Origin of the sequence: Kushneria aurantia DSM 21353 (assembly GCF_000382245.1) — a bacterium.
Lineage (GTDB): Bacteria > Pseudomonadota > Gammaproteobacteria > Pseudomonadales > Halomonadaceae > Kushneria > Kushneria aurantia.
In genome coordinates this window covers 18,574-34,309 of sequence record NZ_KB907866.1, presented here as the reverse complement: position 1 = coordinate 34,309, position 15,736 = coordinate 18,574, and the positions used below count along the sequence as shown (strand labels likewise).

Genomic DNA, 15,736 nt, shown 5'->3' with positions numbered 1-15,736 from the left:
ATCAGCTCCCTCATGAGGCGCGCTCCTCAAGCGGCGTGGGATCGCCCCCCGCGGTCACGAAAGTGTCGCGATCCACCGCTTCGAAGCGTACTCGGTCACCGGGCCGCAGCAGGCTGTAACCGTCGCTGTCGCGATCAAAAAGCTCGACCGCAGTGCGCCCGATGAGATTCCAGCCGCCCGGCGAGCGCATGGGGTAAACCGCCGTCTGGCGCTCGGCAATCGCCACGCTGCCCTTCGGCACGCGCTGGCGCGGGGTCTGCAGACGTGGCGTGGCCAGCGCCTCCTCGACCAGCCCCATGAAGCCGTAGCCCGGCGCGAACCCCAGCGCAAAGACGCAGTAGTCGCGGCCGCTGTGACGGCGGATCAGTTCGTCGCAGTCGATACCGGCGCGCTCGGCGATACGGCCAAGCTCGGGGCCGACGCTGTGGTCGTACCAGACGGGAATGATGTGGTGACGCCCCTCGGCCTGCTCCAGCGGCGCCAGCCCTTCGAGGGCGGCGGCAACGCGCCGGCGCGCCTCGGCCAGCGACAGCCTGGTGGCATCGATGTGCACCAGCAAAGTGGTATAGGAGGGCACCAGATCGATCAGCACCTCCTGCAGCGCCTGGCGCAGGGCGCGCTCGGCCGCCATCAGCCAGGGCATATGGCGTTCGTCGATATGATCGAAAAGGCGCACAATCAGGCTGTCCATGCTGACCGTTTCGATACGCGGGGTCATGATGTCGCCATTGCGTTGAAGGCTTCGCGGATGGCGCGCACCGCAGCCACCGACTCGGCGTTGTCGCCGTGGACGCAGAGCGTATCGGAGGCCAGCACCAGCGAGTGCCCGTCGATAGTCTCCAGCGCCTCGCCGCGCGCCAGCCTGAGCGCCTGGTCGACGATTACCTCGCGGTCATGATGCACCGCTCCCGGCAGGCGTCGCGATACCAGCAGCCCCTCGGCGTCATAGGCGCGATCGGCGAAGGACTCAAAGCGCAGGCTGATGCCCTCCTCTTCGGCCATGGCGCGCACCGCGCCGGTATCGGCGGTGGCCATCACCAGCAGTGGCAGGCGCGCATCGAGGGCGTGAATGGCGCGCATGATGGCGCGCAGCAGCTCGGGGTCGCGAGTCATGTCCTGATAGAGGGCGCCGTGCGGCTTGACGTAGCTGACCCGGCCGCCCTCGGCGCGGCAGATCGCCTCCAGCGCACCTACCTGATAAAGCAGCATAGCCTCGACTTCTGCCGGCGTGCACGTCATCGAACGGCGGCCAAAGCCCTGTAGATCAGGATAGGCGGGGTGCGCGCCGATCTCGACACCATGGCGCAGTGCCAGTGCCGCCGTATGGCGCATAATGCCGGGGTCGGAGGCGTGAAAACCGCAGGCGATATTGGCGCAGTCGATCCAGGCCATGACCTCTTCGTCAAGGCCCATCTTCCAGTTGCCGAAGCTCTCGCCCATATCGCAGTTGAGTAGTGGAACCGGCATGGCTCTCATCCTCTCTACTGTCATGAATAGTCTGGTGGCGCAATGAACTGCCGAGGCAATTTTCTTTTACCTTGACGCCGGCATAATTATTGATTGTTTCATCGCTTTTAAAACAATTTAAAAGAGTCTTCAGGGTGGCGCCAATCGTTTTTGGCGATACTGCATATAAGGGAATCTTTTTTCGGCATTTTTTTGCATCAGACAGGTTGACGTCCAGGCCGCGCCGGGAGAAGAATCACTGCCTTCAGTCCTTTTCAACCCGCTCAATGGAGTCTCCTGTCATGGCCGTCAGCGATCCTTTTCATCTTGCCGTCCAGGTCCGCGATATCGAAGAAGCACGGCGTTTTTATGGCGAATTCATGGGCTGCCCCGAAGGCCGCTCATCGGAGAGCTGGGTCGACTTCAACCTCTATGGTCACCAGTTTGTCTGCCACCTCAACCCGGCACTGAAGGACAACCCGGTCTCCAGCCACAAGAACCCGGTGGATGGCCACGGCGTACCGGTTCCCCATTTCGGTATCGTGCTGGAGATGGGCGCCTGGCAGCAGCTGGCCGACAAACTGCGCGATAACGGCATTGAATTCGAGATCGAACCCTACATTCGCTTCAAGGGCGAACCCGGCGAGCAGGCCACCATGTTCTTTTACGACCCTTCCGGCAATGCGCTGGAATTCAAGGCGTTTCAGGATCGCGAAGGCCAGCTTTTCCGTAAATAAAAGCGCCCTGACCGTCGCCAGGGAAGCGCTGAATAAATCGCCGAACGAGATGAAGGGCAAGGCGCACGGAACGCAGACTCGAAGCAACGCGTAGAGAACGCCCGCAGGGCGGCCCGTCAGGGCAAGTTGCCGAAGGCAACGCGTCACGCGAGACATAACATGGGGTTAGGCGAGTCTTCGACCGGGCTGGCGCACCAGTACCGCGCAACGTAGCCATTCGCTCGTGCAGGCATTTATGCCGTGGTTCCCCAACCCGGGAGCACGAACGTGTTTGATTTCAAGGAGCTTGAAGCCTTTGTGTGGGTCGTGCGGCTGGGATCCTTCAGCAAGGTAGCCGAGCGGCTGCATCTGACGCAGCCCTCCATTTCCGACCGCATCAATCGGCTCGAGGCAGCGGTAGGTGAGCCGCTGCTGGAGCGCAGCGAGCGGCCCATTCAACCCACCCTGCGCGGGCGCGAGTTCCATATCCACGCCGAGCGTTTGCTGGCGGGCCGCGAGGAGGCGCTGCAGCTGTTTCACAATGCCGATGAGTTCACCGGCACGCTGCGGCTGGGCATTGTCGAGACCATTGCCAACAGCTGGTTTGCCGATTTCATGGGCCGCCTCGCCGAGCGTCACCCACGGCTGACAATAGAGCTGACGGTGGATATGTCGCCGCTGCTGCATCAGCGCCTGATCGACAACGACCTCGACATGCTGTTCGCCATGGATGGCATACCGCCCGGGATCAACATCGAGCAGGCGCCGCTGGACAGCTACGAGATGGGCATGTTCGTCGCCCCGCGACACCTTGAAATTCTGCGTCGCGACGGGCTCAACGCCCTGCCCTTCATCTCCTTCAGCCGTCAGGCGCGGCCCTGGGGCGAGCTGGTCGGCTGGCTCGGCGAGCAGGGCTTCGAAGCGCCCCGCATTCACAGCGCCAGCACCCTGATGACCATCGCCCGGATGAGCGCCGAGGGGCTGGGCATCGGTGTGCTGCCGGTCGCCACGATCGCTGAACAGGTCAGACAGGGCGAGCTTTTACAGCTCGAACTGCCCGCGCCGCTGCCGCCCATGGTTTACAAGGTGATCTGGCGCGCCACCAGCTACTCCGGCTTCAGCCACGACGTCTGTGCACTGGCGCAGGCGTGCGCCAACGCCTACAGCGAGCAGCACGCCGACGACGCCCTGCTGCCCAGAGCTAAAACCGACGCCGATATCGTGCATAAGAATTAACCATTTGACGGCTCATGACACATCGCCGAAAAATACGGCAACCCCCTGACTTCAATAACAACATGAGGTTCACCATCATGTCCGTACGTTTGACTACTCTCGCAGCGGCCGTCGCGGCCGGCGCTCTCGCTGTGACGCTGCCGGCCCAGGCGGCTCAGCAGTGGAACATGGCCACGCCCTACGGCGATGTCAGCTTTCATACCAAAAACATCAAGCAGTTCGCCGAGGACGTCAGCGAAGCCACCAACGGGGAGCTGCAGATCACCGTGCACAGCGGCGGCTCGCTGATCGGTCACTCCGAGATCAAGCCCTCGGTGCGCCGCGGCACGGTGCAGGCCGGCGAAGTCTTCATGTCGACGCTCTCCAACGAATCGCCGGTCTACGAGATCGACACCCTGCCGGGGCTGGCCAACAGCTACGAACAGGCCCACACCCTGTGGGAAGTATCGAAGCCGGTGATCACCGGGATGTTCGCTGAACAGGGGCTCAAGCCGCTGTTTTCGGTCCCCTGGCCCTCCCAGGGCATCTACACCGATTTCGAGCTGACCGACCCGGCTCAGTTGGAAGGGCTGCGCATGCGCGCCCCCAACATCAACACCCAGCGCTATATCGAGAACCTCGGCGGCATTCCTACCGAAACCGAGGAGTCGGATATTCCCACCGCCTTCAGTACCGGCCGCGTCGACGGCATGATCACCTCGGTCTCTACCGGCAACGCCATGTCCGCCTGGGACTACGTCTCCGACTACACCGATGCCAATCTCTGGTTCCCCAAGAACATCGTGTTCGTCAATCAGCGCGCCTTTGACCGTCTCGACGACAGCACCCAGCAGGCGCTGATGGAAGCCGCGGCGCGCGCCGAGGAGCGCGGCTGGCAGATGAGCCGCGAGGATCAGGCGTCCAGCGCCGAGGCGTTGCGGGAGCATGGCATGACCATCAGCGAACCCGAGGGCGAGCTGGCCGCGGCTCTCAAGGCCGCCGGCGATGAGCTGGTAGAAGGCTGGCGTCAGCGCGCCGATGAACCGGCGCTCGAGATTCTCTCCGAGTATCGCCAGCAGGAGAGCGCCCAGTAAGGCGGCCACCACGGGCGCACCGCCTCGACAGCTCTCAGGCGGTGCGCCTCTCCCCTCTGTCCGGAGAGACAACCATGACCTTTCGACTGCGCAAGCTCTATGACCTTGGCGCCTGGGGCGCAGCGTTGTGCATGCTGGCGATCTGCACGCTGGTTACTCTGCAGGTACTGGCGCGAGTGCTGGATGGCGTGCTGGTAACCCTGGGCCAGAGCCGGCTGGGCCTGGAAATCTCCGGCCTTTCGGAGATCGCCGCCTATCTGCTGGTCGGCGCCAGCGGCCTGGCGCTGGCCTACACCTTCGTGCATTACGCCCATATTCGCGTCACCCTGGTCGTCTCGCGCCTGCCCCCCAGGGTGCGGGTCTGGAGCGAATCGATCTGCCTGGCAATCGCCCTGCTGCTGAGCCTGGTGCTGACATGGGAGCTGATCGTGCTGGTGCGGGAGAGCATCGAATTCAACGATGTCTCCTCGGGACTACTGGCGATACCGCTGTGGATTCCCCAGACGGTGCTGATCGTCGGCGTCGCGCTGCTGGCGATCGCCATCGCCGAGGCGCTGATCATGACGCTGCGCACGGCGTTTCGCGAACCCGGGCGCTACGTGCCGCCGGAGCAGAGCGACGCGATCAGCGAATAGGCGCCTGTTGCCTTGAGCAGACCTCACCATTGTGATTTTCGGAGACTCTTCCCGTGCTGACCCTCAGTCTCGTCACCATTGCGTCACTGGCCGTACTGCTGGGCAGCGGCCTCTGGATCGCCCTTGCCCTGCTGGGCACCGGCTGGATCGCGCTGTCGACCTTTACCGGTTTTGCCCCCGGCCCCATCCTCGCTTCCGACTTCTGGGGCGCCAGCTACGGCTGGGAGCTGACCGCACTGCCGATGTTCGTATGGATGGGCGAGGTGCTGTTTCGCTCCGGCCTGGCGGACAATATGTTTCGTGCCCTGGCCCCCTGGCTCAACCGCCTGCCGGGGCGACTGCTGCACTCCAATATTATCGGCAGCGGTCTGTTCGCCGCGGTGTGCGGCTCCTCCTCGGCCACCTGCGCTACGGTGGGCAAGATGTCGCTGCCGGAGCTGGAACGGCGCGGCTATGACAGCCGTCAGGCGATCGGTACGCTGGCCAGCGCCTCGACGCTGGGCCTGCTGATTCCGCCCTCGATCGTCATGATCGTCTACGGGGTGGTCACCGAGCAGTCGATTTCGCGGCTTTTTATCGCCGGTATCGGCCCCGGCCTGCTGTTGCTGGCGCTATTCATGCTCTACCTGGTGGTGTGGGCGCTGCTGGTCGGCAACCGCCGCGGCAGCGCCGGACGCGATGAGGGCGCCACCACGCTGGCGCAGAAGCTGCGCGACAGCCTGCAACTGATTCCGCTGCTGGCGCTGATCGGCGGTATTCTGGGCAGCATCTACGGGGGCTTCGCCTCGCCCACCGAGGCCGCCGCCTCCGGCGTGGTGCTGTCGATGCTGGTGGCGCGCGCCAACGGCCACTTCGACCGCCACATCTTTCGCGACTCGCTGATGGCCGCGCTGCGCACCTCCTGCATGATCGCCTTCATCATCGCCGGCGCCTCCTTTCTCTCCTCGGCGATGAGCTTCACCGGTCTGCCCCGCGGGCTGGCCAACGCCATTACCGACATGGGGCTCTCGCCGATCGCCCTATTGGTCGTGCTGACCCTGTTTCTGCTGGTACTGGGCTGTTTTCTCGACGGCATCTCGCTGATCCTGCTGGTCACCTCGATCATGATGCCGCTGATCCAGAGTGCCGGTTTCGACCTGATCTGGTTCGGTATCTATCTGATCATCGTGGTCGAGATGTCGCAGATCACGCCGCCGGTAGGCTTCAATCTGTTCGTGATCCAGGGCCTGACCCACCGCGATATCCTCACTATCGCCAGCGCTACCCTGCCGTTTTTCCTGCTGATGGTGCTGTCGATCGTGCTGCTGACGATGTTTCCGGGCATCGCGCTCTATCTGCCGCAGGCAATGAGCGGCTGACGCTCGGCGCTACCAACCGCAAGGCCCCGCAGATCAGCTCGTGACCTGCGGGGCCTTTTGATTCCGGGCAGCCGGGGCGCGACTATTCGAGCGTCAACAGCCTGTCACCGACGCTGACGCTGTCACCTTCCGCCACCGCCAGCGATGCCACCCGACCGCTGGCGTCGGCGCGCACCTCGGTCTCCATCTTCATCGCCTCGAGGATCATCACCACCTCGCCCTCGGCGACCTCGTCCCCCTCCTGCACCTCGATCTTGAAGATATTGCCGCTCAGCGGCGCGGTCAGCGCCCGGCCCGGCGCGGTATCGCCCTCCTCACCGGCCGTGCCCGACGACGTCTCGCGATCAACCGGCGGTGCATCGCCGCCGCCCACCTCGAAACTGTAGCGACGCCCGTTGACGGTGACGCTTACCGCTACGCTGTCTGCACCTTCTGAAGCGCCCTGCTCACCCTGCTGGTGTGCCCGGGGGTCGTCTTCGCCCTGCTGCGCCGGTTCGCGCCCCGGTGCCGGTTCGAAGGCGTCCGGATTATCGCGCTGGGTGAGAAACTTCAGCCCGATCTGCGGAAAGAGCGCGTAGGTCAGCACGTCGTCGATCTCGCGCTCGCCCTCCTCGAGGCGAATACTCTTGTCGCCGGCCTTCTCTCTGAGCTGCGCTGCCAGTTCGTCCATCTCCGGTTCGAGGGCATCGGCGGGACGTTCGGTGATCGGCCTGCCGCCCTCCAGCACACGCTGCTGCAGCTGCTCATCGACCGGCGCCGGCGTAGCGCCATACTCCCCTTTGAGCAGCGCCTGCACCTCCTTCGAGATGGACTTGTAGCGCTCGCCGGTCAGCACGTTGATGACCGACTGGGTGCCGACAATCTGCGATGTGGGGGTCACCAGCGGCACATGGCCCAGCTCCTCGCGCACCTTCGGGATCTCCTCGAGCACCTCGTCCATGCGGTCCGCAGCGTTCTGCTCGCGAAGCTGATTTTCCATGTTGGTGAGCATGCCGCCCGGCACCTGGGCGAGCAGAATGCGGCCGTCGATACCGCGCAGCGAGCCCTCGAAGGCGGCGTATTTTTTGCGCACGCGGCGAAACCAGTCGGCAATCTCCTCCAGCAGCACCAGGTCCAGCCCGGTATCGCGCTCGCTCTCCTGCAGGATCGCCACTATCGACTCGGTGGGGGTGTGGCCGTAGGTCATCGACATCGACGAAATGGCGCTGTCGACGTTATCGACCCCCGCCTCCACCGCCTTGACGATGGTGGCGGTCGAGAGCCCGGTAGTGGCGTGGCAGTGCAGGTGAACCGGCACCGATAGCGTCTTTTTGAGCCTGGTGACCAGCTCGAAAGCGGTGTAGGGCGTCAGCAGCCCGGCCATATCCTTGATCGCCACCGAGTGCACGCCCATCGACTCGAGACGCTGCGCCAGCTCGACCCAGCCGTCCATGCTGTGCACCGGGCTGACCGTGTAGGAGAGCGTACCCTGGGCGTGACCGCCCTGTTTGATGACCGCCGCCAGCGCCCGTTCGAGGTTGCGCGGGTCGTTGAGGGCATCGAAGACGCGAAACACATCGATCCCGTTGACCCTTGCCCGCTCGACGAAGCGGTCGACCACGTCATCGGCGTAGTGGCGGTAGCCGAGCAGATTCTGACCGCGCAGCAGCATCTGCTGCGGCGTGTTGGGCATCATCTCCCTGAGGGCGCGGACCCGCGCCCAGGGATCCTCCCCCAGGTAACGAATACAGGCATCGAAGGTAGCGCCGCCCCAGGTTTCCAGCGACCAGAAGCCGACCCGATCCAGCTTTTCGGCGATCGGCAGCATATCCTCGAGGCGCATTCGGGTGGCAAGCAGCGACTGGTGCGCATCGCGCAGCACCACATCAGTGATGCCCAGCGGTTGGCGGGTGGTCATGGCGGCGGCCCTTGTCATTGTTGGGTGTTCGATAACACCACTCTATAAAGGGTCCCGGCGAGCGTCCAATCGGCATTCGTGATACCGGGTATAAGTGTCCTGTTGGCTACCGCGCGCAGGCGGGAGGCGTCAGCCATCCTCGCGCCGCCTGCAGCGTTCCTGGCCCGCTTGAGCGTGCTCAACCCACCAGCGTGTCGAAGCGGCCAAAGCGGTAGGCCCATTCGGGGCCGTTGCCGGTGCCGTAAGCGAGCTGCGCGGTCAGCAGTGCAAAGGGCTCGGTGTAGCGCGCGTTGCGCAGCGCCCCGGCATCCACCGGCTCGAAGCCGATGATCTCGAGCAGCTGCGCCGCTGCACGTCCGGCTTCAGGGTCATCGCTGCAGTAGACACAGCTTGCCTTCACCGCGCGTTCACGGGCGGCGAAGACTTCCGCGAATACCTCGCTGGGCGTGGTCTGAAACGCCGCCGCCACTCGCGCGCCGGGCAGTTTACGGGCGATCTGCTCGGCACCGGAGTCGCTGTGGCCAACCACCAGCGCCGAGTCGTCATCGCTGAGCGGTACGCAGCAGGTCACCACCGTTTTGCCGTCGAGGTTGCCGGCCTGCGCGAGTACGTCGTCGAGCCGCGACCAGTGCACCGCCAGCAGAATCACCGCCGCCTCGGCCACCGCCTGAGCGGGGGTGCCGCTGCGCGCCGTTGCGCCGCCCCGGCGCACCAGATCATCGAGCTTTGCCTGACGCCTTGAGTAGCTGAACATCACCTCATGGCCAGCGCGGGCGAACAGTACGCCCAGCTTGCCGCCCATCAGGCCACACCCCAGAATACCGATTTTCATGACCACCTCCCTGTGGGTGAAACACCTTTGGATTGCGTGCCGCCATCAGGATAATCGCCCACCTGCGATCAAAACGATTATCTCAGCGCGTCATTGAAAAAATCGACCAGCTTGTCGAAGGGAATCAGGTCGGTTCTGTCGTACAGGTCGACGTGGTTGGCTGCGGGGACCACATAAAGTTCTTTAGGCTCGGCAGCCGCGGCGTAAATGTCTTCGCTGAAGTAGCGCGAATGCGCCTCCTCCCCCATCACCAGCAGAATCGGCCGCGGCGCAATCCACGACAGCTTGTCCAGCATCGGGAAGTTCATGAACGCCATCGACGAACTCAGGGTGAACTGGGTGGTGGAGTTGGGATGATAGCCGCGCGGACGCGAATAGAACTCACCGAACTCGCAGCCAATGGCCGGCGTCTCTTCGTCGATCTGCAGCGGTGAGCCGCGCGGCGAGAGCTTCGGCCGGCCGCTGGCGGCGTCCTCCCAGCGCTGGCGCGCCATCATGTCGAGATTCGCCCTGCGCGTTTTTTCATCCAGACTGCCGGCGAACCCCTCGGCGTGCATGCGCGAAATATCGTACATGCTGACCGTGGCCACCGCCCTGATACGCGGATCGACCTGCGCCGCACTCAGCCCGAAGCCGCCCGAGCCGCAGATACCGATAACGCCGATACGTTCGCGATCGACCCCCTCGAGATTGCCCAGAAAGTCGACGCCGGCGTGAAAATCCTCGACGAAGAGCTCCGGCGAGGAGATGCGACGGGGGACGCCTTCCGAATAGCCGTTATAGGAGGGGTCAAAGGTCAGCACCACATAGCCGCGCTGCGCCAGCTCGTTGGCGTAGATACCCGGACCCTGCTCCTTTACACCGCCGTAGGGAGCACCGACCACCAGCGCCGGCAGTGAACCGCTTTCATCGAAATCCTTCGAAACGTAAAGATCACCGGACAGCGCGATGCCGAAGCGGTTTTCATAAGTGACCGGCTGACGCACCACCCTGTCACTGAGGGTAAAGATATAGTCGTCCATTGCCATCCTCCTCGGGATTGGATTGCCTGTCTCAAGAGGCCAAAGCGCCTCGATATCGACAAGATAGCAAGGATGGATTAACGGTTTTATGGGTATAATGCTAATTACAGTTTTAAGCAGAGCTTCACAATGGCAGCGCAGCATCTCAACGACCTGGCGGTTTTCGTCACTGTCGGCCGCGAGGGTAACTTCACCCGTGCGGCGGCGCAGCTCGGTGTCTCGCCCTCGGCGGTCAGCCAGACCATCCGTGCACTGGAAGAGCGCCTCGGTGTGCGCCTGCTGACACGCACCACGCGCAGCGTCACCCATACCGAAGCCGGCGAAAAGCTGCTGCGCGAAATCGCGCCGCTGCTCGATGCCATCGAGACCCACGTCAGCGAGGTCGTCGACTTCCGCGAACGCCCCACCGGCACAGTTCGCATCAACGCCGACGAATTCGCCGCCCGTTACGTGCTGTGGCCCAGGCTGAAAACGCTGTGGGACACCCATCCCGACATTACGATCGAACTGAGTACCGACTACGGTCTGACCGATATCGTCGCCACGCGCTACGACGCCGGCGTAAGGCTGGGCGGCACCATCGACGCCGACATGATCGCCGTGCCCATCGGCCCGGCAATGCGCCTTGTCACCGTTGCCGCGCCGGCCTATCTCGCCCGCCACGGCGCACCGCAAACGCCGCAAGAACTGACCACTCACCGCTGCATCAACCTGCGCCTGCCCACTCATGGCGGGCTGTTTGCCTGGGAATTCGGCAGCGGCGAGGACGAGTTTCGCGTCCGCGTCAGCGGTCCGCTGATCATGAACAGCGTGGTGCAGATACTGGACGCCTGTCTCGCCGGCGTGGGCCTGGCGCAGCTGCCCGACGGCCTGGTGGCAGCGCCGATTCAGCGCGGCGAGCTGTGCGAGGTATTGGCCGAGTGGTCCGAGCCCTTCACCGGCCATCATCTGTATTACCCCAGCCGACGCCAGCATACCGCGGCCTTTCGCGTGGTGCTGGAGGCGCTGCGGGGGTGATGGAGATAGTGTACCGATATCATCCCATTTCCCAGGGATTGATCGTCTTCACACTCAACGTCTCGAAATCCTTTACGTTGCGTGTCGCCAATACCGCTTCATACTGGATGCAGATAGCCGCAATCTGGGCATCAGCCATGTGAACCTGCCTTCCTGCACTCTCGCTGGCAGCAACCTGCTCTGCGTAGTGAATCGCAGACCCGCTATCCAATGACAGGATGCGTCCAGAGAAGTCTTCCTCGAACATAGCCGCCGCCATGGCTGCAAAACCACGCTTACGCCTGCCGTTGGGCAGGCGTTCGATGCCATAAAGAATTTCAGCGACTGTAATAGAGGAAATTGTCACGGAAATAGCATCCTGCCTATCCAGCCAGTCGGCAACCCGAGCATCTGGCACAGGCCGCATCAGCTCGGATAGCACGTTGGTATCGAGAATAATCATGTGCCGCAGCCCGGATCACGAGGCTTATCAGACCTGGGCGGTACTTCCAGTTCGATGCCCCCCGCGTCTGCAAATCGCTCACGTATGCGACTCCCCAACCCCTTTGCCTGAGTCTGGTTCAAGGCACTACGCAAAATGATGCGAACCTCCTCTTCCATGGAACGACCATGCCTGGCCGCCTCCATACGAAGCTGAGCTTTTAACTGCTCATCCAGGTTGCGGATCGTGATCGAAGCCATGCCAGACCCTCCTTGTGATTACAATGCTATCAATGCTATCAAAAGAACGACGAGTACGCCTATGCATGGCAGCTAGCGTTTAAAGGATATGATGGTCTTCTATCCCGCCCCGCCATCGCGGGGCGTTTTTGATTGCGAGGCCGCCGGCATCAGCCATCGCAGGGGATTCGCGCCACCACCTTGATCTCGAAATCGAACCCGGCCAGCCAGGTCACGCCCACGGCGGTCCAGTTGGGATAGGGCGGCGCCGGGAAGTGGCGCGACTTGGCCGCCAACACCGCATCCAACTGATGCTCCGGATCGGTATGGAATGTCGTGACGTCGACGAGATCCTCCAGCCCGCAGCCGGCGGCGGCAAGCACCGCTTTTAGATTGTCGAAGGCGAGCGCGACCTGGCGTTCGAAATCGGGCTCCGGCGAGCCGTCCTCCCGGCCACCGACCTGACCGGAGACGAACAGCAGGTCGCCGGAGCGAATCGCGGCCGAGTAGCCGTGCTTCTCGTAGAGTGCGCTACGGTTGGCCGGAAAGACCGGCTGCGGCGACTGGTCAGGCTGAGCTTGCAACATGATTTGACTCCTTGGGGAAGCGCTACGCGCGAGTTCATTGACATACGAGGGGTATATTAATGACACATACGGGGTGTATGTCAAATAGAGATACGCCGCGTATGCCATTTTTTTCTACCCTGCGATACTCTCTGCAGCGTGAATTCCGCTTTGAAGACAGGAGACACCATGGCCCGACGCCGTCGCGCCGAGATGCTGGAAGAGACCCGCGCCAGGTTGATCGATGCCGCGCGAGCAGCCTTCGCCGAGAAGGGCTACGCCGGCGCCTCGATGGATGAACTCACCGCCCGCGCGGGCCTGACCCGTGGCGCGCTCTATCATCACTTCGGCGACAAGCGGGGTCTGCTCGCTGCCGTGGTCGACCGGCTCGACAGCGAGATGGCCGCCCGTGCCCACGAGATCGGGCAGCGCCATACGAACGCCTGGGAGGGACTGCTGGCTGAGGGCGGCGCCTACATCGAGCTGGCGCGCGATCCCGAGATCCAGCGCATCGTGCTGCTGGATGGCCCGGCGGTACTGGGAGATCCCTCCCAGTGGCCGAGCCAGAACCGCTGCCTGCTGGCGACGATGACGACGCTGGAAACGTTGAGCAGGGAAGGAGTCGTCAAGCCGGTGGACGTGGAAGCCGCCGCCCGGCTGGTCAATGGCGCGGCGCTCAACGCCGCGCTCTGGGTCGCCGCCAGCGATGATGCCGACGTGCTGGAGAGAGCAACCGATGCGTTCCGTCAGCTGGCCTCGGGGCTGCTGACGCGCGATTCATCCACCACAGAGTACTAACTATTTCTTGCGCCGCCACGGCCAGTTGGTCCTGGCCAGATCGACCACTTCGAGGAAGCCAGAGAAAAGATGGGGCGCCCCGAGATTCGCTTCCACGATTTGCGACGCTGTTACGCCTCCTCGTTCGCTAGTAAGGGAGAAGCTCTGACGAGTATCAGGGACTTGTTGGGACATTCGTAAGCGGTCCACGAACCCCACCTTTTGCGGCCTGAGTTAAACCGGTAGAGTGTCTTTCCAGCACCAGGGGAGCAGCGTATTGAGTTCGTCATCCTCGCCGAGGGTCGGCAGCGTTTCGAACACGAACTGCAGGTACTCGTAGGGCGAGAGGCCATTCGCTTTGGCGGTTTCGATCAGGCTGTAGATCGCCGCGCTGGCCTGTGCACCGCTCGGGGTGTGGCTGAACAACCAGTTTTTGCGCCCCACCACGAACGGGCGGATAGCGTTCTCGGCCGGGTTGTTATCCAGCGGGATCAGACCATCGTCCAGGAACCGGGTCAGGCGTAGCCACTGATTATCCAGGTAGTGCAGCGCTTTCCCCAGTGCGCTTTTGGGCAGTACCCGGGCCAGTGACTTGTCGAGCCATTGACGCAGTTGATCGATTAACGGGCGGCTCTTCCGGTCACGCAGCGCCTGGCGCGCCTCCGGTCCCGGGGCCCTGGCCTGCGTCTCCACGGCGTAGAGCTTACGGATCTGGTTGAGCGCCCAGTCGGCCTTGCCGGTCTTGCCTTTGGGCTGCACTTTTTGCGCCTCGACGAACTTGCGCCGGGCATGTGCCCAGCAGCCCGCATGGGTGATCCCATTGCGACGCACGATCTCGGTGTAGCCTTCGTAGCCATCGGTGATTAAGCGCCCCGCATAGTCGCCCAACAGGTCAACGGGCACCTGTCCGGCGCGGCTGGCGGTATAGTCGAACAAGACCACCTGTTGGCCCGGCGGCCCTCCGCGCTGTACCCACATCCAGGACGTGACACTCGCGTTACGATCCGCTTCCTGGTTCACCTGGAGCGTCGTTTCATCCATGTGGATCAGCGGGGCACGGAGCAGGTGTTGGCGTAGCGTCTCGACCAACGGGGCGATGCGTTCACCGGCCTGCACCATCCAGCGGGCCAGGGTGTTACGGGGGATCTCGGCACCATGGCGGGCAAAGAGCTGGCTTTGCCGGTACAGCGGCAGGGCGTCCTGGTATTTAGCCGTCGCGACATAGGCCAGCAGCGTGGCGCTGGCATTGCTTTTGGGCAGTAATCTGGCGGGCGCAGGGGCAGTTTTGACGCCCTCTTCGCAGGTGCGGCACGCGTATTTGTGTCGCACATGACGGATCACCTCGACCCGGGCGGGCACCACATGCAGTTCCTCGCTCACTTCTTCGCCAATGACCGTGAGCGCGGTGCCATCGTCCTGGCAGTGGCGCGCCTCTTCAGGGAGTTCATGCACCACCTCAACCCGGGGAAGCTCGGGGGGCAGCGCCACCCGGCCACCCCGAGAGCGGCGCTTTTTCGTCGGTGCCGCCGTCTTCCTCGTCAACCGCCACTTCGGCTTCGTTGATCAGCAAATCCTTCTGGTCCACCTGATACTTCTCGGTGGAAGGACCGAACTGACGCTCCAGGGCCAACCGGAACTGTTCAAACAGCGATTGTCTGGTGGCTTCCCACTGGGCTTCCTTTTTCTCCATCAACGCCAACAACCGCGCATTTTCAGCGTCGGCAGCGGCCAGCTTGCGCTCAAGCCGGGAGATCGTTGGCGAGGAGGGATCGGCGTTTTTCATACCGCTTGGTGTACCAAAAACGCCACTGAAACAGGAGTAAAAAAGCTAACCAACCTGCTGAAAATACGGCGCTTTGTGGGGTTGCATGGCCTTCAGATCAACCCCGTCCAGCAGCCAGTTCAGTTCCTGGCCGGTTAACGTGACGGTGTCGCCTTCCAGGTGCGCTGGCCACTTAAACCGCTCGCGCTCCAGGCGCTTGTACCACACCACAAAACCGTTACGCTCCCGGAACAGCAGCTTCACCTTATCGCGTTGGCGGTTGCCGAACACAAACAGCGCCTGATCGAACGGGTTCAAGTCCATGGCCTCCTGGACCAACAGGGCCAACCCATCGTTTTGTTTCCGCATATCCACGGGCTCGCGGCACAGGTATACCGTCAGATCGGTACCGGGGCGGATCATGTCACCACCTCCACCGACAAAAAACGCGCGGGGCGGCAGCGTGGTGGTACCGGCAAGCCCTGCACGTTCAAGCGCTTCTCCCATGTCAGCAGGTCGGTGAGAGTTAACGCCTGTGAGTCGGCGTAGTCACTTAGCGGCATGTTGAGTGTCGAGGCACAGTAAAGATGGCCCAGCCAAAAGGCGCGAGTGGGGTTGAGTTCGCAGGTCATGACAATCTCCAAAACCAAAGAGATCACCAGTGTGATCAGTCCTCACTGGATTAGGTAAATGGGTTTTGTGGATCGCTTACTTTGGTTTTGGAGATTGTCAGTGTAAT

General features: G+C 62.8%; 16 protein-coding genes and 1 pseudogene. 7 read left to right on the top strand and 10 right to left on the bottom strand.

Annotated features, from left to right (window positions below):
• Window positions 1–10: 10 nt before the first annotated feature.
• The gene (gene pxpB, locus H146_RS0105115; protein WP_019950790.1) at window positions 11–718 is read right to left on the bottom strand and encodes a 5-oxoprolinase subunit PxpB; all 708 of its coding nucleotides are present in this window, start codon (window positions 716–718) and stop codon (window positions 11–13) included.
• The gene (locus H146_RS0105110; protein WP_019950789.1) at window positions 715–1,467 is read right to left on the bottom strand and encodes a 5-oxoprolinase subunit PxpA; all 753 of its coding nucleotides are present in this window, start codon (window positions 1,465–1,467) and stop codon (window positions 715–717) included. The genes pxpB and H146_RS0105110 overlap by 4 nt, the downstream gene beginning before the upstream one ends.
• A 281-nt stretch (window positions 1,468–1,748) precedes the next feature.
• Here H146_RS0105110 and H146_RS0105105 point away from each other — a divergent pair, with 281 nt between their 5' ends.
• From H146_RS0105105 to H146_RS0105085, 5 genes are all read left to right on the top strand, one after another.
• Window positions 1,749–2,183 (top strand): VOC family protein, encoded by a 435-nt coding sequence (locus H146_RS0105105; RefSeq protein ID WP_019950788.1) that lies wholly within the window; start codon window positions 1,749–1,751, stop codon window positions 2,181–2,183.
• Between the two features lie 267 nt (window positions 2,184–2,450).
• Window positions 2,451–3,398 (top strand): LysR family transcriptional regulator, encoded by a 948-nt coding sequence (locus H146_RS0105100; protein ID WP_019950787.1) that lies wholly within the window; start codon window positions 2,451–2,453, stop codon window positions 3,396–3,398.
• 77 nt (window positions 3,399–3,475) lie between these two features.
• A complete protein-coding gene (locus H146_RS0105095) occupies window positions 3,476–4,471 on the top strand; it encodes a TRAP transporter substrate-binding protein (protein ID WP_019950786.1) in 996 nt (331 codons plus the stop codon).
• Window positions 4,472–4,545: 74 nt separating this feature from the next.
• Complete coding sequence (locus tag H146_RS0105090) at window positions 4,546–5,106, top strand: TRAP transporter small permease (protein WP_019950785.1); 561 nt, start codon at window positions 4,546–4,548, stop codon at window positions 5,104–5,106.
• A 53-nt stretch (window positions 5,107–5,159) separates the two neighbouring features.
• On the top strand, window positions 5,160–6,464 hold the full coding sequence (locus H146_RS0105085; protein WP_019950784.1) for a TRAP transporter large permease: 1,305 nt from the start codon (window positions 5,160–5,162) through the stop codon (window positions 6,462–6,464).
• A gap of 82 nt (window positions 6,465–6,546) precedes the next feature.
• Here H146_RS0105085 and oadA read toward each other — a convergent pair whose 3' ends face one another.
• The 3 genes from oadA to H146_RS0105070 form a co-directional block, all read right to left on the bottom strand.
• Window positions 6,547–8,361, bottom strand: coding sequence for a sodium-extruding oxaloacetate decarboxylase subunit alpha (gene oadA / locus H146_RS0105080; RefSeq protein WP_019950783.1), 1,815 nt, complete (start codon window positions 8,359–8,361; stop codon window positions 6,547–6,549).
• Between the two features lie 178 nt (window positions 8,362–8,539).
• Window positions 8,540–9,193, bottom strand: a complete 654-nt coding sequence (locus tag H146_RS0105075; protein WP_019950782.1) for an NADPH-dependent F420 reductase — start codon at window positions 9,191–9,193, stop codon at window positions 8,540–8,542.
• 77 nt (window positions 9,194–9,270) lie between these two features.
• The gene (locus H146_RS0105070) at window positions 9,271–10,215 is read right to left on the bottom strand and encodes an alpha/beta hydrolase (protein WP_019950781.1); all 945 of its coding nucleotides are present in this window, start codon (window positions 10,213–10,215) and stop codon (window positions 9,271–9,273) included.
• Between the two features lie 129 nt (window positions 10,216–10,344).
• On the opposite strand from H146_RS0105070, the gene H146_RS0105065 reads away from it, so the two are divergent.
• Entirely contained in the window at window positions 10,345–11,232 is an 888-nt protein-coding gene (locus H146_RS0105065) for a LysR family transcriptional regulator (RefSeq protein WP_019950780.1), read from the top strand.
• Window positions 11,233–11,251: 19 nt separating this feature from the next.
• Here H146_RS0105065 and H146_RS0105060 read toward each other — a convergent pair whose 3' ends face one another.
• The 3 genes from H146_RS0105060 to H146_RS0105050 all read right to left on the bottom strand — a co-directional run bounded on the left by H146_RS0105060 (window position 11,252) and on the right by H146_RS0105050 (window position 12,479).
• Entirely contained in the window at window positions 11,252–11,674 is a 423-nt protein-coding gene (locus H146_RS0105060; protein WP_019950779.1) for a type II toxin-antitoxin system VapC family toxin, read from the bottom strand.
• Window positions 11,671–11,913: a FitA-like ribbon-helix-helix domain-containing protein gene (locus tag H146_RS0105055; RefSeq protein WP_019950778.1), complete on the bottom strand. Its 243-nt coding sequence runs from the start codon at window positions 11,911–11,913 to the stop codon at window positions 11,671–11,673. Before H146_RS0105055 ends, H146_RS0105060 begins: the two co-directional genes overlap by 4 nt.
• Before the next feature lie 149 nt (window positions 11,914–12,062).
• Window positions 12,063–12,479, bottom strand: a complete 417-nt coding sequence (locus tag H146_RS0105050) for a RidA family protein (RefSeq protein ID WP_019950777.1) — start codon at window positions 12,477–12,479, stop codon at window positions 12,063–12,065.
• A 168-nt stretch (window positions 12,480–12,647) separates the two neighbouring features.
• On the opposite strand from H146_RS0105050, the gene H146_RS0105045 reads away from it, so the two are divergent.
• Entirely contained in the window at window positions 12,648–13,256 is a 609-nt protein-coding gene (locus H146_RS0105045; RefSeq protein ID WP_019950776.1) for a TetR/AcrR family transcriptional regulator, read from the top strand.
• Between the two features lie 213 nt (window positions 13,257–13,469).
• On the opposite strand, the pseudogene tnpC reads toward H146_RS0105045, so the two are convergent.
• Window positions 13,470–15,018, bottom strand: a pseudogene (tnpC, locus tag H146_RS19975) (IS66 family transposase).
• Between the two features lie 45 nt (window positions 15,019–15,063).
• Window positions 15,064–15,504, bottom strand: coding sequence for an IS66 family insertion sequence element accessory protein TnpB (tnpB, locus tag H146_RS0105035; protein WP_211213289.1), 441 nt, complete (start codon window positions 15,502–15,504; stop codon window positions 15,064–15,066).
• Window positions 15,505–15,736 lie beyond the last annotated feature (232 nt).